This window comes from Micromonospora sp. DSM 43699, from assembly GCF_055517075.1.
Map to the genome: position 1 here is coordinate 181586 of NZ_JBTMMT010000001.1, position 19797 is coordinate 201382.

Genomic DNA, 19797 nt, shown 5'->3' on the forward strand with positions numbered 1-19797 from the left:
TGCGGGATACAGAACCGATCGTCTCGCCTGTCGTGGAGGCGTGGGCCACATATCGGACGACGTCGGCGCAGGACTGGCCCGCGCTACGGCTGATGAGGGCCAAGGGGGAGAACCGGGTCAGCGTGGTGCTTCCCGCCCGCAACGAGGAGGCCACCGTCGGGGCGATCGTCTCGACGATCCGGGAGCACCTGATGGACCGGGTTCCGCTGGTCGACGAGCTGATCGTGGTGGACTCCCGGTCGACCGACCGGACCGCCCAGGTGGCCCGGGCCGCCGGGGCGGAGGTGGTCGGTCAGGACGAGATGACCCGGGGCCTGCCCCGGCTGACCGGCAAGGGCGATGCGCTCTGGGCCGGCCTCGCCGCCGCCGGGGGCGACGTCGTCGCCTTCGTCGACGCCGACCTGCGGGAGTTCCGGCCGCACTTCGTGACCGGCCTGATCGGCCCGTTGCTTGTCGATCCCTCGGTCGAGTTCGTGAAGGGCTTCTACCACCGGCCGCTGGTCGGGGCGACCAGCGTGGAGGCCGACGGGGGCGGGCGGGTGACGGAGCTGATGGCCCGGCCGCTGCTGAACCTGTTCTGGCCGGAACTGGCCGGCTTCGTGCAGCCCCTGGCGGGCGAGTACGCCGGTCGGCGCACGGTGCTGGAGCGGGTGCCGTTCGTCACCGGCTACGGAGTCGAGACGGCCATGCTGATCGACCTGCTCGAGCTGGTCGGCCTGGACGCACTCGCCCAGGTCGACCTGGGTGAGCGCAAACACCGGCACCAGGACACCGCGGCCCTGGGCCGGATGTCCGCGCAGATCATGCACACCGCCTGGACGCGGTTGCAGCGGCGGGGCTGGGCCGCCCCGGGCACCAGCCCGGGAACCCTGCTGACCCAGTTCCGTCGGGGCGGCTCGGAGGCGCTGCCCAACCTGGACCGGGAAATCGTCGTCAACGACGTCTCGGTGCAGGAACGCCCGCCCCTGGCCGACCTGCGGCACCGGGTGCCGCACCGGCGGGTGGCCGCCGCGTGACCGCACGCGCCGAGCCGACCACCCGAGCCGAACCGGCCACCCGAGCCGAACCGACCACACGGATCCCCCGGCCGCGACCGAAGCAGTGCCGCCCCACGAGCGGGTGGACGCCCGCCCGCGACTCCGGCCGCACCGAGAGGAAACCCCCGTCATGAGCCTCACCGTGCTGATGAACGCCGGCCCCTGGCTGTCCGTGCCACCTCCCGGCTACGGCGGCATCGAGAACGTCGTCGCCACCCTGGTGCCGGAGCTGCGTCGGCTCGGGGTGAAGGTGGTGCTGGCCTCCGTGGGGTCGAGCACCCTGCCGGTGGACGAGAAGTTCTCGGTCTTCGACGACGGGCAGTTCGCGGCCCTGCAACGGCCGTACAACCAGGTGTGCGGAGTGGCCCAGGCACACCTGGCCGGGGTGGTCCGGCAGGTGCACGGGCGGGCCGACATCGACCTGGTGCACGACCACGTGGAGGCGGTCGGGCTGGCCACCCTCGCAGCGATGGGACCGGACGCCCCGCCGGTGCTGCACACCCTGCACTGGGACCTCGCCAAGCACCCCGAGCTGTACGGCAACCTCGCCGCCGGGGCCCGCGTCCGGGTCAACGGGGTCTCCGCCTCCCAACTGGCCCGCGCGCCCCGGGCGCTGCGGGAGCACTCGGTCGGGCACGTTCACCTGTCCACCCCGCTGGCCGTGCACGCCGACCGGGCGCCCCGGCCGGCCAAGGGCGACTACGCGATCATCCTGGGCCGGATCAACCCGGGCAAGGGCCAGGACGTCGGTGCCCGGCTGGCCCGGCGGACCGGGGTGCCGCTGGTGCTCGCCGGCCCGGTCGGGCCGTACCACCGGCCGGCGGATCTGGCGGCGGCGGGCGACGAGGCCCGGCAGAACCCGGACGTGCGCTTCTTCTACGACCAGGTGGCCCCGCACATCGACGGTGACCTGATCCGCTGGGTCGGCACGGTGGCCGGTCGGGAGCGCGACGACCTGCTGGCCGGGGCGCGGGCGTCGCTGTTCCCGCTGCGCTGGGAGGAGCCCGGTGGGACCGCCGTGGTGGAGTCGCTGGCGCTGGGCACGCCGGTGGTGGCGACCGGCCGGGGCTGCCTGCCCGAGCTGATCGCGCACGGGCGCACCGGTCTGCTCACCGACGACGAGGAGGAGCTGGGTGAGCTGCTGCTGGCGGCGGGCCGACTCGACCCGGACGAGTGTCGACGGGAGGCCGCCGGGCGGTTCACCCCGGCGGTGATGGCGCAGAAGTACGTCACCCTCTACGAGACGGTCCGCGCGGGCGCCCGAGCGCCACACCTGCAGCCCGTCTGACCCACCCGTAGCCACCCTGACCGGGTCCGGACCGTCACGGTCCGGACCCGGTTTCGTCCCGCCGGGCCGCGGGTACCTGGCGGATCTGCCCAGCACCACGAACGGAATCGAGGGGCCGCATGGTCAGCCGCATCACCTGCGAGGTTCGCGACGAGTCACCCGTGACCGTCGTACGCCTCACCGGCGCGCTCGACCTCGGCACCATGCGCGCCGTGCACACCGCGCTGGACCGCTGCCTGACCACCCAGCCGGACGCGCTGGTGGTCGACCTGGGCGGGGTGACCGTCGCCGACCGGCTGGCGCTGTCGGTCTTCGCCGCCACCGCCCGGCAGGCCGCCGACTGGCCCGCCGTACCGGTGGTGCTCTGCTCTCCCCCGCCGGACGCCGCGGCCTGGCTGGCCACCTCCACCACCTGCCGGGTGGTGCCGGTGCGGCAGGACTGCGCGGAGGCGACCCGGCTGGCCGGGGCGTCCGCGGCACCCCGGCTGCGGGCCCGGTTGGAGCCGGTGGCGGGGGCCTGCCGGCGGGCCCGCGAACTGGTCGGGGACGCCTGCTCCCGGTGGAACGTGCCGCACCTGGCGGAGCCGGCGTCGCTGGTGCTCAGCGAACTGGTCGGCAACGTGGTGCGACACGCCCACACCCCGATGCGGATCACGTTGACCCTGCACCAGCCCTACCTGCGGGTGGCGGTCGCCGACGGCAGCCGGACGGCGGCCCGCGCGGGCCGCCCGAGCCTGACCGCCGAGGGGGGCCGGGGGTTGCTGCTGATCCGGGAGATGGCACAGCGCTGGGGCAGCTCCCCACTGGCCGACGGCAAGGTGGTCTGGGCACTCCTGCCCGCGAATTGACCGAAATTCCCCCTCTCGCCTGGTTACATAGGCACAGGGACGGGTAGCCGCGCCCGTCCTTTCTGTCGTCAACGACGGGGTGAGAGAGCCATGCCCAGACGGGTAACCACGGAACCCGCACAAGATCGCGGGCCGGCGATCCTCGCCCCGGCCCGGTTCGGCGGCTTTCCCGGCCCGGTCCGCCCGGCGCTGCCCGGGAACAAGCTGCTACGGCTGCTCGGCACCACCGACGCCAAGCAGATCGGCCTGCTCTACCTGAGCACCTCGTTCGGGTTCTTCCTGATCGGCGGGGTGCTCGCGCTGCTCCTCCGGGCCGAACTGGCCCGGCCCCGGATGCAGTTCCTCTCCCCCGAGCAGTACAACCAGGCCTTCACCATGCACGGCACGATCATGCTGCTGCTCTTCGCCACCCCGCTGGTGTTCGCCTTCGGCAACTACATCGTCCCGTTGCAGATCGGCGCGCCGGACGTGGCGTTCCCCCGGCTCAACGCGTTCGCGTACTGGCTGTACCTGTTCGGCGGCATCATGGTCGTCGGCGGTTACCTCACCCCGGGCGGCGCGGCCGACTTCGGCTGGACGGCGTACAACCCGCTCAGCGATGCGACGAACTCCCCGGGCGTCGGCGCGAACCTGTGGGTGGTCGGCCTGGTCGTCTCCGGGCTGGGCACCATCCTCGGCGCGGTCAACCTGATCACCACCACGCTGACCCTGCGCGCCCCCGGCATGACCATGTTCCGGATGCCGATCTTCACCTGGAACATGCTGCTCACCGCCGTCCTGGTGATCCTGGTCTTCCCGTTGCTGGCCGCCGCGCTGCTGACGTTGGGCGCGGACCGGCTGCTCGGCGCCCACGTGTACGACGCGGCGACCGGCGGACCGATGCTCTGGCAGCACCTGTTCTGGTTCTTCGGCCATCCCGAGGTCTACATCGTCGCGCTGCCGTTCTTCGGCATCATCACCGAGATCATTCCGGTCTTCAGCCGCAAACCGATCTTCGGCTACACCGGCCTGGTGCTGGCCACCGTCGCGATCACCGTGCTGTCGATGACCGTCTGGGCGCACCACATGTTCGCCACCGGTCAGGTGCTGCTGCCGTTCTTCAGCTTCCTCAGCTACCTGATCGCGGTGCCCACCGGGGTGAAGTTCTTCAACTGGATCGGCACCATGTGGAAGGGGCAGCTCACCTTCGAGACGCCGATGCTGTTCGCCATCGGTTTCCTGGTGACCTTCCTGCTCGGCGGCCTGACCGGGGTGCTGCTGGCCAGCCCGCCGGTGGACTTCCACGTCACCGACTCGTACTTCGTGGTGGCGCACTTCCACTACGTGCTGTTCGGCACGATCGTCTTCGCCGCCTTCGGCGGGGTCTACTTCTGGTTTCCCAAGATGACCGGCCGGCTGCTCGACGAACGGCTCGGCAAGCTGCACTTCTGGACCATGTTCGTCGGCTTCCACGCCACCTTCCTGGTCCAGCACTGGCTGGGCGACGAGGGCATGCCCCGGCGGTACGCCGACTACCTGCCCAGCGACGGCTTCACCACGCTCAACACGATCTCCACCGTCGGCTCCTTCGTGCTCGGCGCGTCCACCCTGTTCTTCCTCTACAACGTCTGGAAGTCCTGGCGGTACGGCGCGCTGGTGACGGTGGACGACCCGTGGGGGTTCGGCAACTCCCTGGAATGGGCCACCACCTGCCCGCCGCCGCTGCGCAACTTCGACCGGATGCCCCGGATCCGCTCCGAGCGCCCCGCCTTCGACGCGAAGTACGGTCCCAACGTCGCCGACCTCGGTCGGGACCTGCCGCAACGCACCACCCGACCGCCGCAGGAGTTGCACGAGGAGCTGCACCACGAACGGCACGTCCCCGAGTCACCGGCCGCCGAGGGCGCGCACGGGGCGGGGGACGCGGTGGCGTACCAACCTGCGCCACAGTCCGGCGCCCGCCCGGTGGACGTGCCCGAGCCGGAGGACGTCCGCCGTCCCGGCTTCGCGCACTCCGACGCGCCGGAGACCGACCAGCCCGACACCGGGGGAGAACCCCGCAGCGCCGAGCGGTGGCGGCACCCGCACGGCAGGGACGACGACTCCGCCTGACGACAGCAGCCCGCCGGGCCGACACCGTGCGACGGTGCCGGCCCGGCGACGTCCGTACGCTCAGGCGTCCACGGCGGCGGGCAGGCCGGCGGCGGCAAGCGAACGCCCCACCGCCGGCCGGACCCGGGTCAACCGCACCGGCACCCCGGTCCGGATGGCGGCGTCCCGGCCGGCCACCAGGGCGGCGATGCCACCGGCGTCGACCCCACCCGCGCCGTCCAGGTCCACCACCAGCTCGCGGGGCTGCCCGGCGACCGCCTCCAACATCGTCCGGCGCAACTGGTCCGCGCCGTCCCGGTCGATCTCGCCCCCGACCTCCACCACGGTCCGCTCCGCGGTGCGTTTGACCACGATCCGGTTCCGGCCGGTCTCCGTCTCGGCGGTGCCGTTCTGCCACGGCGGCGGGGTGTCGGCGAGCATCGCCTGCCGCAGCCAGGTCAACGCCCGGGACAGCAGCCGGGACACGTGCATCTGCGAGATGCCGAACCGGGCGGCGATCTCCGCCTGGGTCTGGTTGCCGTAGAAGCGCATCGCCAGGATGCGCCGCTCCCGCCAGGGCAACCGGTGCAGCAGCCCGCTGACCGTCACCCGGTCGTCCACCGACTCCAACGCGTTGTCCGACTCACCGACCAGGTCACCGAACTCGGCGGAGCTCTCCCCGCCGACCGGCGCGTTGAGCGAGGCCGGGCTGTAACCGGCCGCCGACTCCAGGGCGGCGAGGATCTCCTCCTCCGGCGTCTCCAGCCGGGCCGCCAACTCGGCCACGCTCGGCGCCCGGGACAGCTCACTTGTCAACGCCGAGGTGGCCTGCCCGACCTCCAGGATCAGGTCACGCAGCCGGCGGGGCACGTGCACCCCCCAGGTGCGGTCCCGGAAGTGCCGCTTGATCTCCCCGACGATGGTGATCGCCGCGTACGCGGTGAACGAACCCCGCTCGGGGTCGTACCTGTCGACGGCGTTGACCAGGCCGAGCCGGGCCACCTGCTCCAGGTCCTCAAGCGGCTCGCCCCGCCCCCGGTAGCGGCGGGCCAGCCGGCCGGCGAACGGCAGGGCGAACCGGACCAGGTCCTCGCGCGCCTCGCCCCGGCGCTCCGGTGGCAGGCCGGCGATCCGCGCGGCGTACGCCATCGCGGCGGCGTCCAGGTCCTCCAGACCCCGTTCGGTCGGTGGTGGTGGTGTGGTCGTGGTGGTCTGTCCGAACATCCGCGCCTCCCTCAGGAAGGTCCCCCGCCCGGATCGAGCCGGTCGTGCGCGTGGTGGGACCACGCACCGGGTCGGAAGTTGGGTCACGTGCCGCGCCGGGATCACCGGCCGCGCGGGGACGACGACCGGTCGCCACGCGGCGTGGTCGAGCCGTCGCGGCGGGCGGTCTTCCCGCTCCTCAGGTACTCAACCACGCGCCCCCGGGTTCGCGAGGATGTTTCGGCGTGCCGGGTCCGGCCGGCCGGCGCGGACACCCCGGGTGTCCCCTTTCCGGGTTACCGGCGTCGGTTTCCCGCCCCTGTGACGGTGCCGCCCAACGGCCGGACCGGGCCGGTCAGGACACGGCCAGCCCCAGCGGCACGCCCGCCTCGCGCAGCCCGGCCAGCGCTTCCCCCACGCTCAGCGGCGGCGGGGTCGGCAGATCGTACGGCTGCCCGCGCAGCACCTCGGTGGCCCGCCGGGTGGCCACCGAACCGACCGGGTAGCCCCGGGCTGCGGTGCGGTCCAGCGCCCGGCGACGACGGCCGAAGGCGGCCACCGCCAGCCACTGCGGCAGCCCGGCCAACGCCGGTGACCGCATCCCCGGCGACTCGGGCAGCACGTCCACCGAGCTGAACGGCTCGCTGCCGGCGAGCCACCACTCCGCGTCCTCCACGCTGCGCCGGGTCGCGTTCTCGCACCAGTACGGCACCAGTCCCGCCCGCACCACCTGCCACGGGTCGAGCAACCGGCCGCACTCGACCACCAACCGGTCACCGGTCTTGCCGGCCCGCCGCAGCCACCGGCGGTAGAGGTCGGCGGTGGCCGCGCTGAGCGCCCCCGGGTGCGGCACCTGCACCTGACGCAGCTCGTGCCCCCGGGTGCGGGCCCAGTGACCCAGCGCCCGAATGAAATCCGGCTCCACCCCGTGCTCGGCGGGTTCGCGGGCGGCGGTCACCGCCGGCGGCTCCCATCCGGTCCCGACCCCGCCGGCCGCCCGGAGCACCTGACGCAGGGCGGGCGAGTCCGGGTGGAAGTCCACCGGTTCCAGCCCGCTGGTCGGGGAGCCGAGCTGGAAGCTGTGCCCCTGCCCGGGGTCCGACACCGGCCAGCTGCGCACGTCGCCGACCAGCAGCACCACCGACCCGCAGGTCAGCCGGTCGGCCAGGAACCGGGCGTACGCCACCGGCAGCGCCCGCCACCGGGCCAGCAGGCTGACGGTCACGCCGGCCAGCGCGCCCCGGCTGGCCGGGCAGTGCACCTGGCGTACGTGCAGGTCGGGGTTGCCGGCGAGGATCCGGGCGGCGAACGCGGCACCCTGGTCCAGGGCGGCTGCGGGCCGGTCCACCGCGCCGTGGGTCCAGTGCGCGGTCAGCTCGAACCCGGCGGGCAACCAGGGCGCCCCGAGCGCCACCGCCAGGTGCACGGCGGCGGCGTGCGGCGAGCCCAGCACCACCGCCGGGTACCGCTGCCGGGGGTACTGGTCGACGATCCACCGGGCCACCCGTTCGCCGTCCACCGCACCGGCCTGGGCGGCGGTGAGCGCCAGTCGGCCGGCGGCCCGGGTGGCGGCGGCCCTCCGGACCGCTTCCGGCGCGGCGATGAACCGGGACGACGGCGTGGCAGGCCCCAGGTCGGCGCAGTCCAGCCCGCGCAACGCCCGGGCGGCGGCGGCCACCAGCACCCGCGCGGTGCTGCCCGGCGCGACCACCCGGTCGCCGGCCAGCCCGGTGCCCGTCGTCGTTCCCACCGGCACCTCCGGCACCGGCTCCACCCTGCCCCGTTCACTCACCACGCGGCCCGGCTTCCCGTCCCTCCGGGGTCTAAACGGGGCATCCCGCACCGACGGGCGCAATCGTCGACCGCCAGCCGGTACGCCCCGCCGGGAGCCTCGGGGGGTCAGATGCCCTGGTGGCGGGGGCTAAACGAGATCGTCGGCCTCGACGACCGACCGTTCGGCCGACATGATCCGGTCCCGGATCCGTCGGGTGGCGTCCCCGTCGGCGAACAGGCTCCGCAGGTCGGCCAGGGCCGGCTCCGGCACCCGCCGTGGCACCGTCGGGTCCACCACCGCCTCCAGCACACACGGCCGGTCGGCGGCGAGCGCCTCGTCCCAGGCCGCGCCGACCAGCTCCGGCCGGTCCACCCGGACGCCGTGCAGGCCGAGCAGCCGGGCCCAACCGGCGTACGGCACGTCGGGCCGGCGGCCGGTCACCGCAGCCGGGCGCGGTGGTGCCGCTGCCACGCCGGGCACCCACCGGCCGGTGCCCGGGTCGCGGTCGTCGCGGTCGTTGAGCACCAGCACCACCAGCCGGGGATCGGCCCAGTCCTGCCAGCGGTGCGCCACGGTGATCAGCTCGGCGAGCCCGTTGAGCTGCATCGCACCGTCGCCGAGCAGGGCGACCACCGGTGCGTCCGGGCGGTCCAGCTTCGCGGCGAGCGCGTACGGCAGGGCGCACCCCGGCGAGCCGAGGGTGCCGCAGAGCTGGGCGTCGACCCCGGGTGGCAGCGCCAGGTGGCGGGCGTACCAGAAGAGCACCGTACCGACGTCCACAGCAACCGCCCCGGTACGGGGCAGCCGGGCGGAGAGCTCGTGCAGCACCAGTTGCGGGTTGACCGGCTCGGCCGGCTCGGCGGCGCGGGCGGCAGCCTCCGTACGCCAGCGGTCGACCGAGCCCTCGACGGTGGCCCGCCACTGCCGGTTGGGTCGGTCGGCGACCTGACCCACCAGTGCCCGCAACGTCTCGGTGGCGTCGCCGACCAGCGGCACGTCCACCGGGTACCGGGTGCCGATCCGCCGCCCGTCGATGTCGATCTGGATGGTCCGGGCCTGGCCGGGCGGCGGGAGGTAGTCGGTCCACGGGTCGTTGGTGCCCACCAGCAGCAGGGTGTCCGCACCCCCCATCAGCTGCGCGGCGGCCGGGGTGCCCACCTCGCCGAGCACCCCGGTGTGGAACGGCAACCGCTCGTCGAGCACCGGCTTGCCCAGCAGCGAGGTGGCCACCCCCGCGCCCAGCCGGTCGGCCAGCACCGCGATCTGCTCCGCCGCACCACGGGCACCCTGCCCGACCAGGATCGCCACCCGTCGCCCGACGGTGAGCAACGCCGCGGCGGCGTCCAGGTCCGCCTGGTGCGGCAGCACCCGGGCCAGCGGTTCGCCGGGCGTCGCGTTGAGCACCCCCGCCGCGTGCGGTGCCAGCTCCGGTACGGCCGCGACCTGCAACGCCCGGGGCAGCACCACGCAGGTCGGGCTGCGGGTCGCCGCGGCGGTCCGGAACGCCTGGTCGAGCAGGGACGGCACCTGGGCCGGGCTGCGGCCGTAGCGGACGAACTGGTGGCACACGTCGCCGAAGAGCCGGCTCAACCCGATCTCCTCGTGCACCTCGCCCAGGGGGCCGGAGACGTCCTCCCCCACGATCGCCACCACGGGCCGGCTGTCCAGCTTCGCGTCGTACAGGCCGTTGAGCAGGTGCACCGCGCTCGGCCCCTGGGTGGCAAGGCAGACCCCGATGCCGCCGGTGAACTTGGCGTGTCCGGTCGCCATGAAGGCGGCGGTCTCCTCGTGCCGGGCGGGGACGAACTCCGGGTCCCCGCCGGCGGCGGCCACCGCCTCGACCACCGGGGCGATGGCGTCACCCGGGCAGCCGAAGACGCGGGGCACCCGCCAGGCCCGTAACCGGTCCACCACCAGGTGCGCGACCGTACGGTCAGCCATGGTCGCGTCCCGGGGTCGCCGGGTCGACGTACCGCAGCACCGCGCCGACCCCGTCGGCCAGTTCGGGGGCCTCGTCCGGCCCGAGGACGGTCAGCTCGGCGTCCGTGCCGACCAGCGCCCGGACCAGGGCTGCGTCGGCGCGGACCCGTTGCGGGTCGGGCACCGCGGCGAGCAGACCGGGCGCGGTGGCGATGTCCGTGGGCCGGGGGCCGATCCACAGCTCGCCGACGGCCGACGGGTCGTCGACGAGCAGCATGGTGTCGACCTGGTTACGTTGCAGGGCGGCCACCACGGCGTCCAGCCCCGCGCCGACGTCCTGCTGGGTGCCGAGCCGGTCCAGCGCGGCGGTGACGTGCTGGTCGGCGACCTCGGCGATGGTCTGCACGGTGACGTCGTCCATCGCGGCCGGGTCGGCGCCGCCGGCCCGGGAGCCGGCGTCGGTGCGGACCACCACGTCCTGCCAGCGTGCCGGCAGTTGTGCGGCGATCATCCCGGTGGCCCGGACGTCCCCGGCCACCACCACCACGTCCGCGCCGACCCGGTCGGCCAGCTCGGCGGTGGCCGCGGCGGCGTCCCCGGCGTTGTGGTGCCAGGCCTCCATCGCGGCCCGCTGGTAGCGGGACTGGGACCAGCCGCCGGGCTGCACCCGACGCAGCGGATAGGTCTGCCGGCCGGTGACGTGGGTCCGTCGGGGCACCCCGCCGGCGCTTACCGCGACCGCGTCCGCGCCGGTCCGGTCGGCGAGCACCCGGACCCAGGCCACCTGTTCGCCGCGCTGCGCGAGCAGCGGCATGACGTGCGGCAGCGGGGTGTACGCGGCCAGGTCACGCAACGGCGGCGCGGACAGGTACTCGGAGAGCACCACCGTGCCCCGGCTGGCGAACGCGGCAAGCCCGTAGTCGCCCGGCATCGGGTCGTGGCCCCGGACCACCCGGTCCAGTGCCGCGATGGTCGGCTCGTCCGCGCCGTCGGCGGCGAGTTGCTCGGCCAGGGCCCGCCAGCGCAGGTCCAACGCCGGACGCGCGTCCTGGGTGTCCCGGGAGGCGTCCAGGTAGACCGAGCACCACGGCCCGGGACGGTCGTAGAGCGGGCGCAGGAAGGACAGCTGCATGCTCGACCCCTTTCCGGCTCGGCCGCCCGCTTACCCGGCCCGCCCGGGATGTCACCTCGGCCGGAATCCCGGTGTCCCGGGGGACGTGACCCCCGGTTCATTCACGTCGTCCGGGTCGAACGCCGGATACCATCGGTGAACGGAACCGGACTCTCGGTGGTGAACATGGACAGCGATCTCCGTAATCGGGTGGTACGCCCGACGCAGCGGATACTCACCGGGCGGGTGGTCCGGTTCATGGACGGCTACTCCCGTGAGGTCAGGATCGGCCAGCCGGTGCTGGTGGCGGTGCTGACCGCGGCGAGCGTGGCGGGCCTGCTGGTGATGCTGGTACGCACGGTGCTGTCCAACATCGGCGGCGGTGGCGCGCGGCGCACCTGGAAGGACCTGAAGAAGGGGCCGGAGTTCCTGGTCACCCCGCTGCGGGTACGCGACGACCACGGCCAGCTCTACGAGGTGGAGCTGCACGGGCACCTGCCGCAGAGCGCGGTGCACCCGTCGGACTGGGTGCAGCTCACCCTGCGCCCGCAGGACGTCGACCTGCCGCCGCGCATCGAACGGATCGTCAACCTGACCACCGGGCAGTTGCTCACCCCGCGTACCGCCACGGTGTGGAGCCATCTCGGCCCGCCGCTGCTGATCCAGGCGGTGCTGGGGGCGGTGCTGGTGCTGCTGGTCGCGGCCGCCGTGGTCCTCACCTGACGACGGCGAACCGGCGGGCCGGGGTCCGGGGTCCGGGCACGCCGGCGGAGGTCGGTCGCCTACGGTCAGCCGACCGGGGCCAGTGGCCGCTGCGGCTCGGTGGCGCGCAGCAGACCCCGGCGGGTGGCCCAGCGCTCGAAGAACAGGGTGGCGAAGGGCGGCACCGCGCAGACCAGGGCGACGAGGGTGACCCCGAGGGACCACCGGTGCAGCCGGGCGACGGCGAGCACCAGAATCCCGTACGTCACGAAGAGCGCGCCGTGGATCGGGCCGAAGATCTGCACGCCGACCTCGTTGCCCGGCGGGCCGTACTTGACCGCCATGCCGACCAGCAGGGCCAGCCAGGAGCACGCCTCGGCGATCGCCGCCGCCACGAACAACCGGGTCGTCTTCTCGCGCATCGGGCCATGCTATCCAGCCGCCGTCGCCGGCCGGTCCGCGACGGCCGCGAGGCGACGGGGATCACCCGGGTCGTCGGTGGGTACGTAGAGGGTCCTTCGGGTCTTCCGGGTTCCCCCGGGACGTGCGAGGTTGACGGGACCAACGGTGACAGGGCGGTGGCCATGGGCGAGGAAGTCGGAGCGCGCACCTTCAGCCGGGAGGACCGGGCCCGTTACCGGGAGAAGGTACGCCGGTGCCTGGACGTCTTCGCCGAGATGCTGCGGGAGTCCCGGTTCGACGTGGAGCGGCCGATGACCGGCCTGGAGATCGAGCTGAACCTGGTCGACGACGACTCCCGCCCGACGATGCGCAACGCCGACGTGCTCGCCGCGATCGCCGACCCCGACTTCCAGACCGAGCTGGGCCAGTTCAACGTGGAGATCAACGTGGCGCCGCGCCGGCTGGTCGGCACCGGCACGGCCGAGTTCGAGTCTCACGTCCGGGCCAGCCTGAACGCCGCCGAGGAGAAGGCCCGCACGGTCGACGCCCACATGGTGATGATCGGCATCCTGCCCACACTGGGGCCGGAGCACCTGACCGCCGGGGCGCTGTCGGCGAATCCGCGTTACGCGCTGCTCAACGAGCAGATCTTCGCCGCCCGGGGGGAGGACCTGCGGATCGCGATCAGCGGGGTGGAGCGGCTGGCCACCACCGCCGACACCATCACCCCGGAGGCGGCCTGCACCAGCACCCAGTTCCACCTCCAGGTCAGCCCGGCCGACTTCGCCGCCTACTGGAACGCCGCCCAGGCGGTCGCCGGGATCCAGCTGGCGCTGGGCGCGAACTCGCCGCTGTTCTTCGGCCGGGAGCTGTGGCGCGAGACCCGGGTGCCGCTGTTCCAGCAGGCCACCGACACCCGCTCCGAGGAGATCAAGGCCCAGGGGGTTCGCCCCCGGGTCTGGTTCGGGGAACGCTGGATCAACAGCGTCTTCGACCTGTTCGAGGAGAACGTGCGCTACTTCCCGGCGCTGTTGCCGGTCTGCGACCCGGAGGACCCGGCCGAGACGCTTGCCGCCGGTGGGGTGCCGAGGCTGGCCGAGCTGCGGTTGCACAACGGCACCATCTACCGCTGGAACCGGCCGGTGTACGACGTGTGGAAGGGCCGGCCGCACCTGCGGGTGGAGAACCGGGTGTTGCCGGCCGGGCCGACCGTGGTGGACACCATCGCCAACGGCGCGTTCTACTTCGGGCTGGTCCGGGCGCTGGCCGAGGCCGACCGGCCGCTGTGGTCACAGATGTCGTTCAGCGCGGCGGAGGAGAACTTCACGAGCGGTGCCCGGCACGGCATCGACGCCCAGGTCTACTGGCCGGGCCTGGGTTACCTGCCGGCGACCGAGCTGGTGCTGCGCCGGTTGCTGCCCCTGGCCCACCAGGGGCTGGACGGGTGGGGGGTGGACCCGGCGGAACGGGACCGACTGCTCGGCATCATCGAGCAGCGCTGCCTGACCGGGCGCAACGGCGCGAGCTGGCAGGTGGCGACGTTGCACCGGCTGGAGTCCGCCGACCATCTCGACCGGCCGGAGGCGTTGCGCGAGGTGGTCCGCCACTACGTCGAGCTGATGCACAGCAACAGCCCGGTCCACGAGTGGCCGGTTCCCTGACCGCAGGCAACACACGAGCGCGCGCTGACGGCGGCAGGCCACGATGCGAGGTGGCGGTCAGGGCGCGGGCCAGTTGCGCAGTAGGGCGTCGAGGGCGTCGAGGACCCGCGTCCAGGTCTGCTCGGTGTCGGGGGCGCTGTGGCTGAACCCGCCGCCCAGTTCCAGGCTGACGTAGCCGTGGAAGACGCTGCCGAGCAGCCGGACGGCGTGCGTCTGGTCGGGTTCGGTCAGCGCGTAACCGCGCAGGATGGCCCGGGTCAGCTCGGCGTGCCGGCCACCGGCGCTGGCGGCGGCGGTGGCCGGGTCGAGCCGGAGCTGCGCGGCGGCCCACCGGCCGGGGTGCTCCCGGGCGTAGTCGCGGTAGACGCCGCCGAGGGCGGCCAGCGCGTCCCGTCCGGCCCGCCCGGCCAGCGCGTCGGCGGCCCGCACGGCGAGTTCGTCCAGGGCGAGCAGGGCGATCCGGGTGCGCAGGTCCTGGGAGTTCTTCAGGTGCGAGTAGAGGCTCGCGACCTGCACGTCGAAGCGCCGGGCGAGCGCCGAGACGGTCACCCGGTCGAAGCCGACCTCGTCGGCCAGGTCCGCACCGGCCCGGGTGAGGCGTTCGGTGGTCAAGCCCGTACGTGCCATAACTCATTATGAGTTTGCCTAAAGGTTTTAGGCAAATTACCGTTGCCGCTATGGAACCACTGACCGAGCAGGAGATCCGTTCCGCGTTCGTCAACTGCACGAAGGGCGAGACCAAGCGGCTGTACGTGCCCCGCGACCTGGCCCAGCAACCCTGGGCCGACCTGGACTACCTCGGCTGGCGCGATCCCCGGGCACCGGACCGCGCCTACCTCGTCGCCGAGTTGGACGGCCGCCGGACGGCGCTGGCCCTGCGCTGCCCCACCCCCACCACCCGGCAGCCACCGCGCGGCATGTGCGCGATCTGCCTGACCAGCCCGGCCGGCGGCGTCTCCCTGATGGTCGCGGCAAAGGCGGGTCGCGCCGGTCAGCAGGGCAACTCCGTGGGCACCTACATCTGCACCGACCTCGCCTGCTCCCTGTACGTGCGGGGGCGCAAGGACGCCGGCCCCGGTGCCCGGCTGCCGGAGTCGCTCACCGCCGAGGAGAAGGCCCAGCGGACTGTGGCGAACGTCGCCGCGTTCATCGCCAGGGTGACCGGCTGACCTCGCCGAGGACCTCGCGGAGGTCCACCAGGGTCGCTTCCCGCAGGTCGAGGGCGACGGCGGGTGACGGCGGCTGCCGATCGGCGGCCCCGCCCACCGGCCCGTCCGGGGGGGGTCGCCGTCGCCCCGGCGCGCAGCAGCACGGCGAGCACCCGGCCCGCCTCCCGCCGGGCGTCGGCATCCCACCCGTCGGCGTCGTACGGGGTCCGTAGGTGGTCGGCGACCGACCCGATGGCCCGGGGCCGGAGCCCGGGATGCCCCGCCGCCAGCGCACCGAGCCGACGCAGTGCGGCGATCCGGCCCGCGCCCGATTCCTGTGCCACCGCGCGAACGGCCACCTGGTACGCCGCCGGGGCAGTGTCCCCTGCCGTCACCTCCCACTCCGAGCCGGTCGCCGGGGCGTCCCGGCGTCGGCGCAGGATAGCCGGGCCGGCCGACAGCGGCGGGGGCAGCGGGCGGCGGTGGGTCACCAGGTCCAGCACGACGCCGTGATTGACGACATCGAGAATGCTCAGTACGTTGACGGAAAGCGCTTACTTTGTCGCTGCGCTGGTCATCATCTCCGGGACGACGCTGGTCGTACCGAGCAGGCACCTCGCGCCCGATGATCCGGGCCGGTCCGGCGCGAGCAGGCCCCGCTCCACGACGGCGTCCGGGCAGCACCCGCCTGCCTCGACACCGACGGGCACCGGTGTCGCCGGTTCCCCGCGGGCTCCGTACCCCACCCCACAGGAGAGAACCATGAGCTTTCGACAGCGCCGTACGGCGTGGTGGGTCTCCGCGGTCGCCGCGACGACGCTCACCGCGGCCGGTGTCGTGATCACCGCGAACGCCGCCCAGGCCGCCGCCGGTTGCCGGATCGACTACACGGTGTCCACCCAGTGGTCCGGTGGTTTCACCGCGAGCGTCAACCTCACCAACCTGGGCGACCCGCTCAGCGCCTGGACGACCACCTGGACGTTCGGTGCCGGGCAACGCGTCGACCAGGGGTGGAACGCCACGTTCACCCAGAACGGCAGCTCGGTCAGCGCCGGGGACGCCGGCTACAACGGGGCGGTCGCCACCAACGGCACGGTCTCGTTCGGCTTCAACGGCACCTGGACCGGCAGCAACCCGGTCCCGACGAACTTCGCGGTCAACGGGGTGGCCTGCACCGGCGGCGTCACCCCCACCACCGGCACCCCCACCACCGCGCCCCCGACGACCGCACCGCCCACCACACCCCCGCCCACGACACCGCCGCCGACCACCCCGCCGCCGACCACCCCACCGCCCACGACGCCCCCGCCGTCGGGCAGCACGCTGTACGTGGCACCGAACGGCAGCGCCGGTGCGGCCGGCACCCAGGCGAACCCGACCACCCTCGCCTCGGCCATCACCCGGGTCACCGCCGGCGGGACGATCTACGTCCGCGCCGGGACCTACAACCTGGCGCAGACGGTGACCATCGCACCCGGCAACAACGGCACCGCCAGCGCCCGCAAGAAGCTGTTCGCCTACCCGGGTGAGAAGCCGGTGCTGAACTTCTCGGCGATGAGCGAGGACCCGGCAAACCGGGGGCTCGCCCTCAACGGGTCGTACTGGCACGTCCAGGGCATCGTCGTCGAGCGGGCCGGTGACAACGGGATCTTCGTGGGTGGCAGCAACAACATCATCGAACGTACGGTGACCCGCTTCAACCGCGACAGCGGGCTGCAACTCTCCCGGATCGCCTCCAGTACCCCGCGCGACCAGTGGCCGGCCAACAACCTGGTGCTGAGCGCCGAGTCGCACGACAACGCCGACTCCGACGGGGAGGACGCCGACGGCTTCGCCGCCAAGCTCACCGTCGGCAGCGGCAACGTCTTCCGGTACGCGGTGTCCCACAACAACATCGACGACGGGTGGGACCTCTACACCAAGACCGACACCGGGCCGATCGGCGTGGTGACCATCGAGGACTCCCTGGCCTACAACAACGGCACGCTCAGCAACGGCACCCAGAACGGCAACGGTGACCGCAACGGCTTCAAGCTCGGCGGTGAGGACATCGGCGTCAACCACGTCGTGCGGCGGACCATCGCCTACCGCAACGGCAAGCACGGGTTCACCTACAACCGCAACCTCGGCTCGATGTCGATCTCGAACAACCTGAGCATCGACAACACCGAGCGCAACTTCTCGTTCGACGGCGGCAGCTCGGTGTTCCGGAGCAACACCTCGTGCCGCAGCGGCAGCGGCTCGAACGACAAGATCGTCGGCAACAGCGACAGCTCCAACCAGTTCTGGAACGGCAGCAACGGCTCCCGCTGCGCGTCGTACACCGGGGCGATCGGTTGGTCCTTCGCCGCCGACGGCCGGCTCGTGGTGACCCTCGGCGGCCGGCAGGTCACCCTGTAACCGCCGGTCTGCGGGTGGGGGCCCGGCCGGTCGAAGCGGCCGGGCCACCACCGTGGACGCGCCCCCGGACGGTCACCGGGTGGTGAGGCCGACCAGCGTGGCCAGTCGCGCGACGCCGGCCACCGTCGGCCGCCCCCGGGCCAGCTCGGCGATCACCGTACGGGCGACCGGCCGGCACCGCACCTCGGCCGGCGCGATACCGTCCGCGTCGACAAGGACCCGACCGGCCCCGAACAGGTCGCCGACCTGGAGGTACGCCCGCGCCGCGTCGACCAGGTAGGCAGCGCGGTACTCGGCCGGCAGGAGCCGCCAACCCTCCCGACGGATCACCTGCTCGTTCCGGTAGACCGCCTCCCCGGCGTCGCCCATCTCGATCGCCGCCACCACCCGGGCCAGCTCGACGGCGACCGGCCCGAAACAGAGCCGGTGGGGATCGTCACCGCCCCCGACACGGGGAGCAATCCCGGCGGTCAGGTCGATCAGCTCGTCGGCTCGTCGGGGGTCACCGTGCTCGGCGGCAGCCAGGGCGGCCTGGAGCAGCAGCGTCCCGCAGAGCGCCTGCCGCCCCGCCGGGGCATCGCGTACCGGCCTCGGGGCGATGCGGCGCGCGGCGGCCACCGTCACCGCGAGTGCCAACCGCCCACGGCCCAGCGCGCGCAGCGCCTGCCCCACCGCCACCGCCGCCGTCCCCGCCAGTTCCGGATCATCGCCCGCCACGGCCATCGCCCGGTCGGCGGCCAGCCACCCGAGGTCGGCCTCGCCGAGCTTCACCAGCACCGCCGAGGCGATCCGGTACGTCTGCACCAGCAGCTCCGCCGCCCCCTCAGGCGCTGTCGCGTGCCGGCTGCGGGCGGCGTCGAGCAACCCCGGCAGCGCCCGCACCACCTGCGCGTAGTGCGCGTGCTGGTAGGTCAACCAGGCGTGTGCCACGTGCCGCTCCAGGTCCGCCGACGACACCACCGCCGTGAGGTCATAGCGGGCGAGGGCGGCGCGCAGCCCGTCCACCCCGTCCAACCCACCGGCCCGGCCCGACGACGGCAGCCGGGTGCCGAGCAGCACCGCCGGATCGACCCGCAGCACCTCGGCGATCTCCTGGATCACCGAGTACCGGTCCAGCGCGCGGACCCCGCGTTCGACCTTGTCCACCCAGCTCTTCGACTTGCCGAGCCGGTCGGCCAGCATCTGTTGGGTCATCCGCCGCCGCACCCGCCAGCGCGCCACCCGCCGCCCGACCGGCTGCTCGTCAGCGCCCACGCCGCCACCGCCGATCCGGCACCGCACGCGTCGTGTCCTCGACGGGTATCCGCTCCGCCTCGGCCTGGGCGAGCAGGCGACGCCGGGCCGCCTCCCGCTCGGCCGCGTCGATCTGTTCGCCCCGATCCGCCGGGATGGCGTCTTCCTCAACTGAATCTGCCGGACGCTGGTGCCACTTCCACCGGGGCATGCCACTCCCTCGCGCAGGTTTACGGAGACCAGCCCAGGGTAGTCCAGCCCGTCTTACCTGTACAGCCCGTTCTACACAGGCTGCCCGTACTTGACGCTCATGATCGGGTTGGTTATCCATAAGGTCCGCGCATGGTTGACGAGATGTCTCCGGTGGCGTTCTACGTTCAGCTCGCGGACCTCCTCGCCAAGGAGATCGACGCGGGAAGACTCAAGCCCCGACAGCCGCTTCCCAGCGAGAGTCACCTTCAACAGGAGTACGGCGTCAGTCGGGGCACCGTACGGGCCGCCATCAGGCTGTTGCGCGATCGAGGGCTGGTGGTGACCTTCACCGGCCGTGGAACCTACGTCGTCGATCGCTCGTGAACGGCTACGTCCCGACCTTCCGGGTGGTCATCAACGACATCCGGAAGTCGATCGCCTCGGGGCAACTGAAGGAGGGCGACAAGCTCCCCTCGCTGCCTGAACTTGCCCAGCAGTACGACTGCTCCATCGGCACGGTGCGGCGGGCCATCGAGCATCTCCAGATCACCGGGGAGCTTCAGGGGCGGCAGGGCAAGGGCACGTACGTGACCGGGAAGTTGTTCGACGGCTCCTGAGCGGACCGCCTACGCTGCGGGGCTCGTCGCCTGCGCGCGGACGGGCACGAGGTCGGGCCTGGGGAGTACATGTGTGCACTCAGGCTTATGACACACAGGCATAAGTATGCCAGCCAGGCATACACCTTCTACCCGCATGGTGGTCCCGCCGCGACCGTGACCCAGCGTGACCACCCACCACAGGGTCAGCC

18 protein-coding genes are annotated in these 19797 nt (G+C 73.2%); 10 read left to right on the forward strand and 8 right to left on the reverse strand.

What is annotated here, in order from left to right; genetic code table 11:
• Positions 1–32 precede the first annotated feature (32 nt).
• The 4 genes from AC0AIB_RS00880 (at position 33) to ctaD (ending at position 5264) form a co-directional block, all read left to right on the forward strand.
• Positions 33–1016 carry a glucosyl-3-phosphoglycerate synthase gene (locus AC0AIB_RS00880; protein WP_328348774.1) on the forward strand — a complete coding sequence of 328 codons (984 nt, stop codon included), beginning with the start codon at positions 33–35 and terminating at the stop codon, positions 1014–1016.
• A 151-nt stretch (positions 1017–1167) separates the two neighbouring features.
• Positions 1168–2325, forward strand: coding sequence for a glycosyltransferase (locus AC0AIB_RS00885; protein WP_465095808.1), 1158 nt, complete (start codon positions 1168–1170; stop codon positions 2323–2325).
• A 119-nt stretch (positions 2326–2444) separates the two neighbouring features.
• Positions 2445–3173: an ATP-binding protein gene (locus AC0AIB_RS00890; RefSeq protein WP_328346231.1), complete on the forward strand. Its 729-nt coding sequence runs from the start codon at positions 2445–2447 to the stop codon at positions 3171–3173.
• Positions 3174–3263: 90 nt separating this feature from the next.
• Complete coding sequence (gene ctaD, locus AC0AIB_RS00895) at positions 3264–5264, forward strand: aa3-type cytochrome oxidase subunit I (RefSeq protein WP_328346228.1); 2001 nt, start codon at positions 3264–3266, stop codon at positions 5262–5264.
• A gap of 60 nt (positions 5265–5324) precedes the next feature.
• Here ctaD and AC0AIB_RS00900 read toward each other — a convergent pair whose 3' ends face one another.
• The 4 genes from AC0AIB_RS00900 to AC0AIB_RS00915 form a co-directional block, all read right to left on the reverse strand.
• Positions 5325–6467 carry a SigB/SigF/SigG family RNA polymerase sigma factor gene (locus AC0AIB_RS00900; RefSeq protein WP_328346226.1) on the reverse strand — a complete coding sequence of 381 codons (1143 nt, stop codon included), beginning with the start codon at positions 6465–6467 and terminating at the stop codon, positions 5325–5327.
• A gap of 334 nt (positions 6468–6801) precedes the next feature.
• The gene (locus AC0AIB_RS00905; protein WP_328346224.1) at positions 6802–8196 is read right to left on the reverse strand and encodes a hypothetical protein; all 1395 of its coding nucleotides are present in this window, start codon (positions 8194–8196) and stop codon (positions 6802–6804) included.
• 171 nt (positions 8197–8367) lie between these two features.
• On the reverse strand, positions 8368–10161 hold the full coding sequence (locus AC0AIB_RS00910; RefSeq protein ID WP_465095809.1) for a thiamine pyrophosphate-binding protein: 1794 nt from the start codon (positions 10159–10161) through the stop codon (positions 8368–8370).
• Positions 10154–11272 (reverse strand): baeRF2 domain-containing protein, encoded by a 1119-nt coding sequence (locus tag AC0AIB_RS00915; protein ID WP_465095810.1) that lies wholly within the window; start codon positions 11270–11272, stop codon positions 10154–10156. The genes AC0AIB_RS00910 and AC0AIB_RS00915 overlap by 8 nt, the downstream gene beginning before the upstream one ends.
• A gap of 156 nt (positions 11273–11428) precedes the next feature.
• Between AC0AIB_RS00915 and AC0AIB_RS00920 the strand changes: the two genes are divergently transcribed.
• A complete protein-coding gene (locus AC0AIB_RS00920) occupies positions 11429–11974 on the forward strand; it encodes a hypothetical protein (RefSeq protein ID WP_328348773.1) in 546 nt (181 codons plus the stop codon).
• Positions 11975–12039: 65 nt separating this feature from the next.
• Here AC0AIB_RS00920 and AC0AIB_RS00925 read toward each other — a convergent pair whose 3' ends face one another.
• Positions 12040–12375 (reverse strand): DUF3817 domain-containing protein, encoded by a 336-nt coding sequence (locus tag AC0AIB_RS00925; RefSeq protein ID WP_328346218.1) that lies wholly within the window; start codon positions 12373–12375, stop codon positions 12040–12042.
• Positions 12376–12537: 162 nt separating this feature from the next.
• On the opposite strand from AC0AIB_RS00925, the gene AC0AIB_RS00930 reads away from it, so the two are divergent.
• The gene (locus tag AC0AIB_RS00930) at positions 12538–14016 is read left to right on the forward strand and encodes a glutamate-cysteine ligase family protein (protein WP_328346216.1); all 1479 of its coding nucleotides are present in this window, start codon (positions 12538–12540) and stop codon (positions 14014–14016) included.
• Positions 14017–14073: 57 nt separating this feature from the next.
• On the opposite strand, the gene AC0AIB_RS00935 is transcribed toward AC0AIB_RS00930, so the two are convergent.
• Positions 14074–14643 carry a TetR/AcrR family transcriptional regulator gene (locus AC0AIB_RS00935; protein ID WP_465095811.1) on the reverse strand — a complete coding sequence of 190 codons (570 nt, stop codon included), beginning with the start codon at positions 14641–14643 and terminating at the stop codon, positions 14074–14076.
• Between the two features lie 50 nt (positions 14644–14693).
• Here AC0AIB_RS00935 and AC0AIB_RS00940 point away from each other — a divergent pair, with 50 nt between their 5' ends.
• Both AC0AIB_RS00940 and AC0AIB_RS00945 read left to right on the forward strand, forming a co-directional pair.
• A complete protein-coding gene (locus AC0AIB_RS00940) occupies positions 14694–15185 on the forward strand; it encodes an FBP domain-containing protein (RefSeq protein WP_328346212.1) in 492 nt (163 codons plus the stop codon).
• A 741-nt stretch (positions 15186–15926) separates the two neighbouring features.
• Positions 15927–17564, forward strand: a complete 1638-nt coding sequence (locus AC0AIB_RS00945) for a cellulose-binding domain-containing protein (RefSeq protein WP_328346210.1) — start codon at positions 15927–15929, stop codon at positions 17562–17564.
• A gap of 72 nt (positions 17565–17636) precedes the next feature.
• Here AC0AIB_RS00945 and AC0AIB_RS00950 read toward each other — a convergent pair whose 3' ends face one another.
• Both AC0AIB_RS00950 and AC0AIB_RS00955 read right to left on the reverse strand, forming a co-directional pair.
• Complete coding sequence (locus AC0AIB_RS00950) at positions 17637–18818, reverse strand: helix-turn-helix domain-containing protein (protein ID WP_465095812.1); 1182 nt, start codon at positions 18816–18818, stop codon at positions 17637–17639.
• A complete protein-coding gene (locus tag AC0AIB_RS00955) occupies positions 18808–19008 on the reverse strand; it encodes a hypothetical protein (protein ID WP_465095813.1) in 201 nt (66 codons plus the stop codon). Before AC0AIB_RS00955 ends, AC0AIB_RS00950 begins: the two co-directional genes overlap by 11 nt.
• A gap of 131 nt (positions 19009–19139) precedes the next feature.
• Here AC0AIB_RS00955 and AC0AIB_RS00960 point away from each other — a divergent pair, with 131 nt between their 5' ends.
• Positions 19140–19373, forward strand: coding sequence for a GntR family transcriptional regulator (locus AC0AIB_RS00960; protein WP_465095814.1), 234 nt, complete (start codon positions 19140–19142; stop codon positions 19371–19373).
• On the forward strand, positions 19370–19606 hold the full coding sequence (locus AC0AIB_RS00965) for a GntR family transcriptional regulator (RefSeq protein WP_465095815.1): 237 nt from the start codon (positions 19370–19372) through the stop codon (positions 19604–19606). Before AC0AIB_RS00960 ends, AC0AIB_RS00965 begins: the two co-directional genes overlap by 4 nt.
• The last annotated feature ends 191 nt before the right edge of the window (positions 19607–19797 follow it).

Bases quoted from the DNA above. Each gene is read 5' to 3' on its own strand.
- AC0AIB_RS00885 (WP_465095808.1), top strand. From the start codon at position 1,168: ATGAGCCTCACCGTGCTGATGAACGCCGGCCCCTGGCTGTCCGTGCCA.
- AC0AIB_RS00915 (WP_465095810.1), bottom strand. From the start codon at position 11,272: ATGCAGCTGTCCTTCCTGCGCCCGCTCTACGACCGTCCCGGGCCGTGG.
- AC0AIB_RS00955 (WP_465095813.1), bottom strand. From the start codon at position 19,008: ATGCCCCGGTGGAAGTGGCACCAGCGTCCGGCAGATTCAGTTGAGGAA.
- AC0AIB_RS00910 (WP_465095809.1), bottom strand. From the start codon at position 10,161: ATGGCTGACCGTACGGTCGCGCACCTGGTGGTGGACCGGTTACGGGCC.
- AC0AIB_RS00930 (WP_328346216.1), top strand. From the start codon at position 12,538: ATGGGCGAGGAAGTCGGAGCGCGCACCTTCAGCCGGGAGGACCGGGCC.
- AC0AIB_RS00890 (WP_328346231.1), top strand. From the start codon at position 2,445: ATGGTCAGCCGCATCACCTGCGAGGTTCGCGACGAGTCACCCGTGACC.
- AC0AIB_RS00925 (WP_328346218.1), bottom strand. From the start codon at position 12,375: ATGCGCGAGAAGACGACCCGGTTGTTCGTGGCGGCGGCGATCGCCGAG.
- AC0AIB_RS00960 (WP_465095814.1), top strand. From the start codon at position 19,140: ATGGTTGACGAGATGTCTCCGGTGGCGTTCTACGTTCAGCTCGCGGAC.
- AC0AIB_RS00940 (WP_328346212.1), top strand. From the start codon at position 14,694: ATGGAACCACTGACCGAGCAGGAGATCCGTTCCGCGTTCGTCAACTGC.
- AC0AIB_RS00945 (WP_328346210.1), top strand. From the start codon at position 15,927: ATGAGCTTTCGACAGCGCCGTACGGCGTGGTGGGTCTCCGCGGTCGCC.
- AC0AIB_RS00935 (WP_465095811.1), bottom strand. From the start codon at position 14,643: ATGGCACGTACGGGCTTGACCACCGAACGCCTCACCCGGGCCGGTGCG.
- AC0AIB_RS00900 (WP_328346226.1), bottom strand. From the start codon at position 6,467: ATGTTCGGACAGACCACCACGACCACACCACCACCACCGACCGAACGG.
- ctaD (WP_328346228.1), top strand. From the start codon at position 3,264: ATGCCCAGACGGGTAACCACGGAACCCGCACAAGATCGCGGGCCGGCG.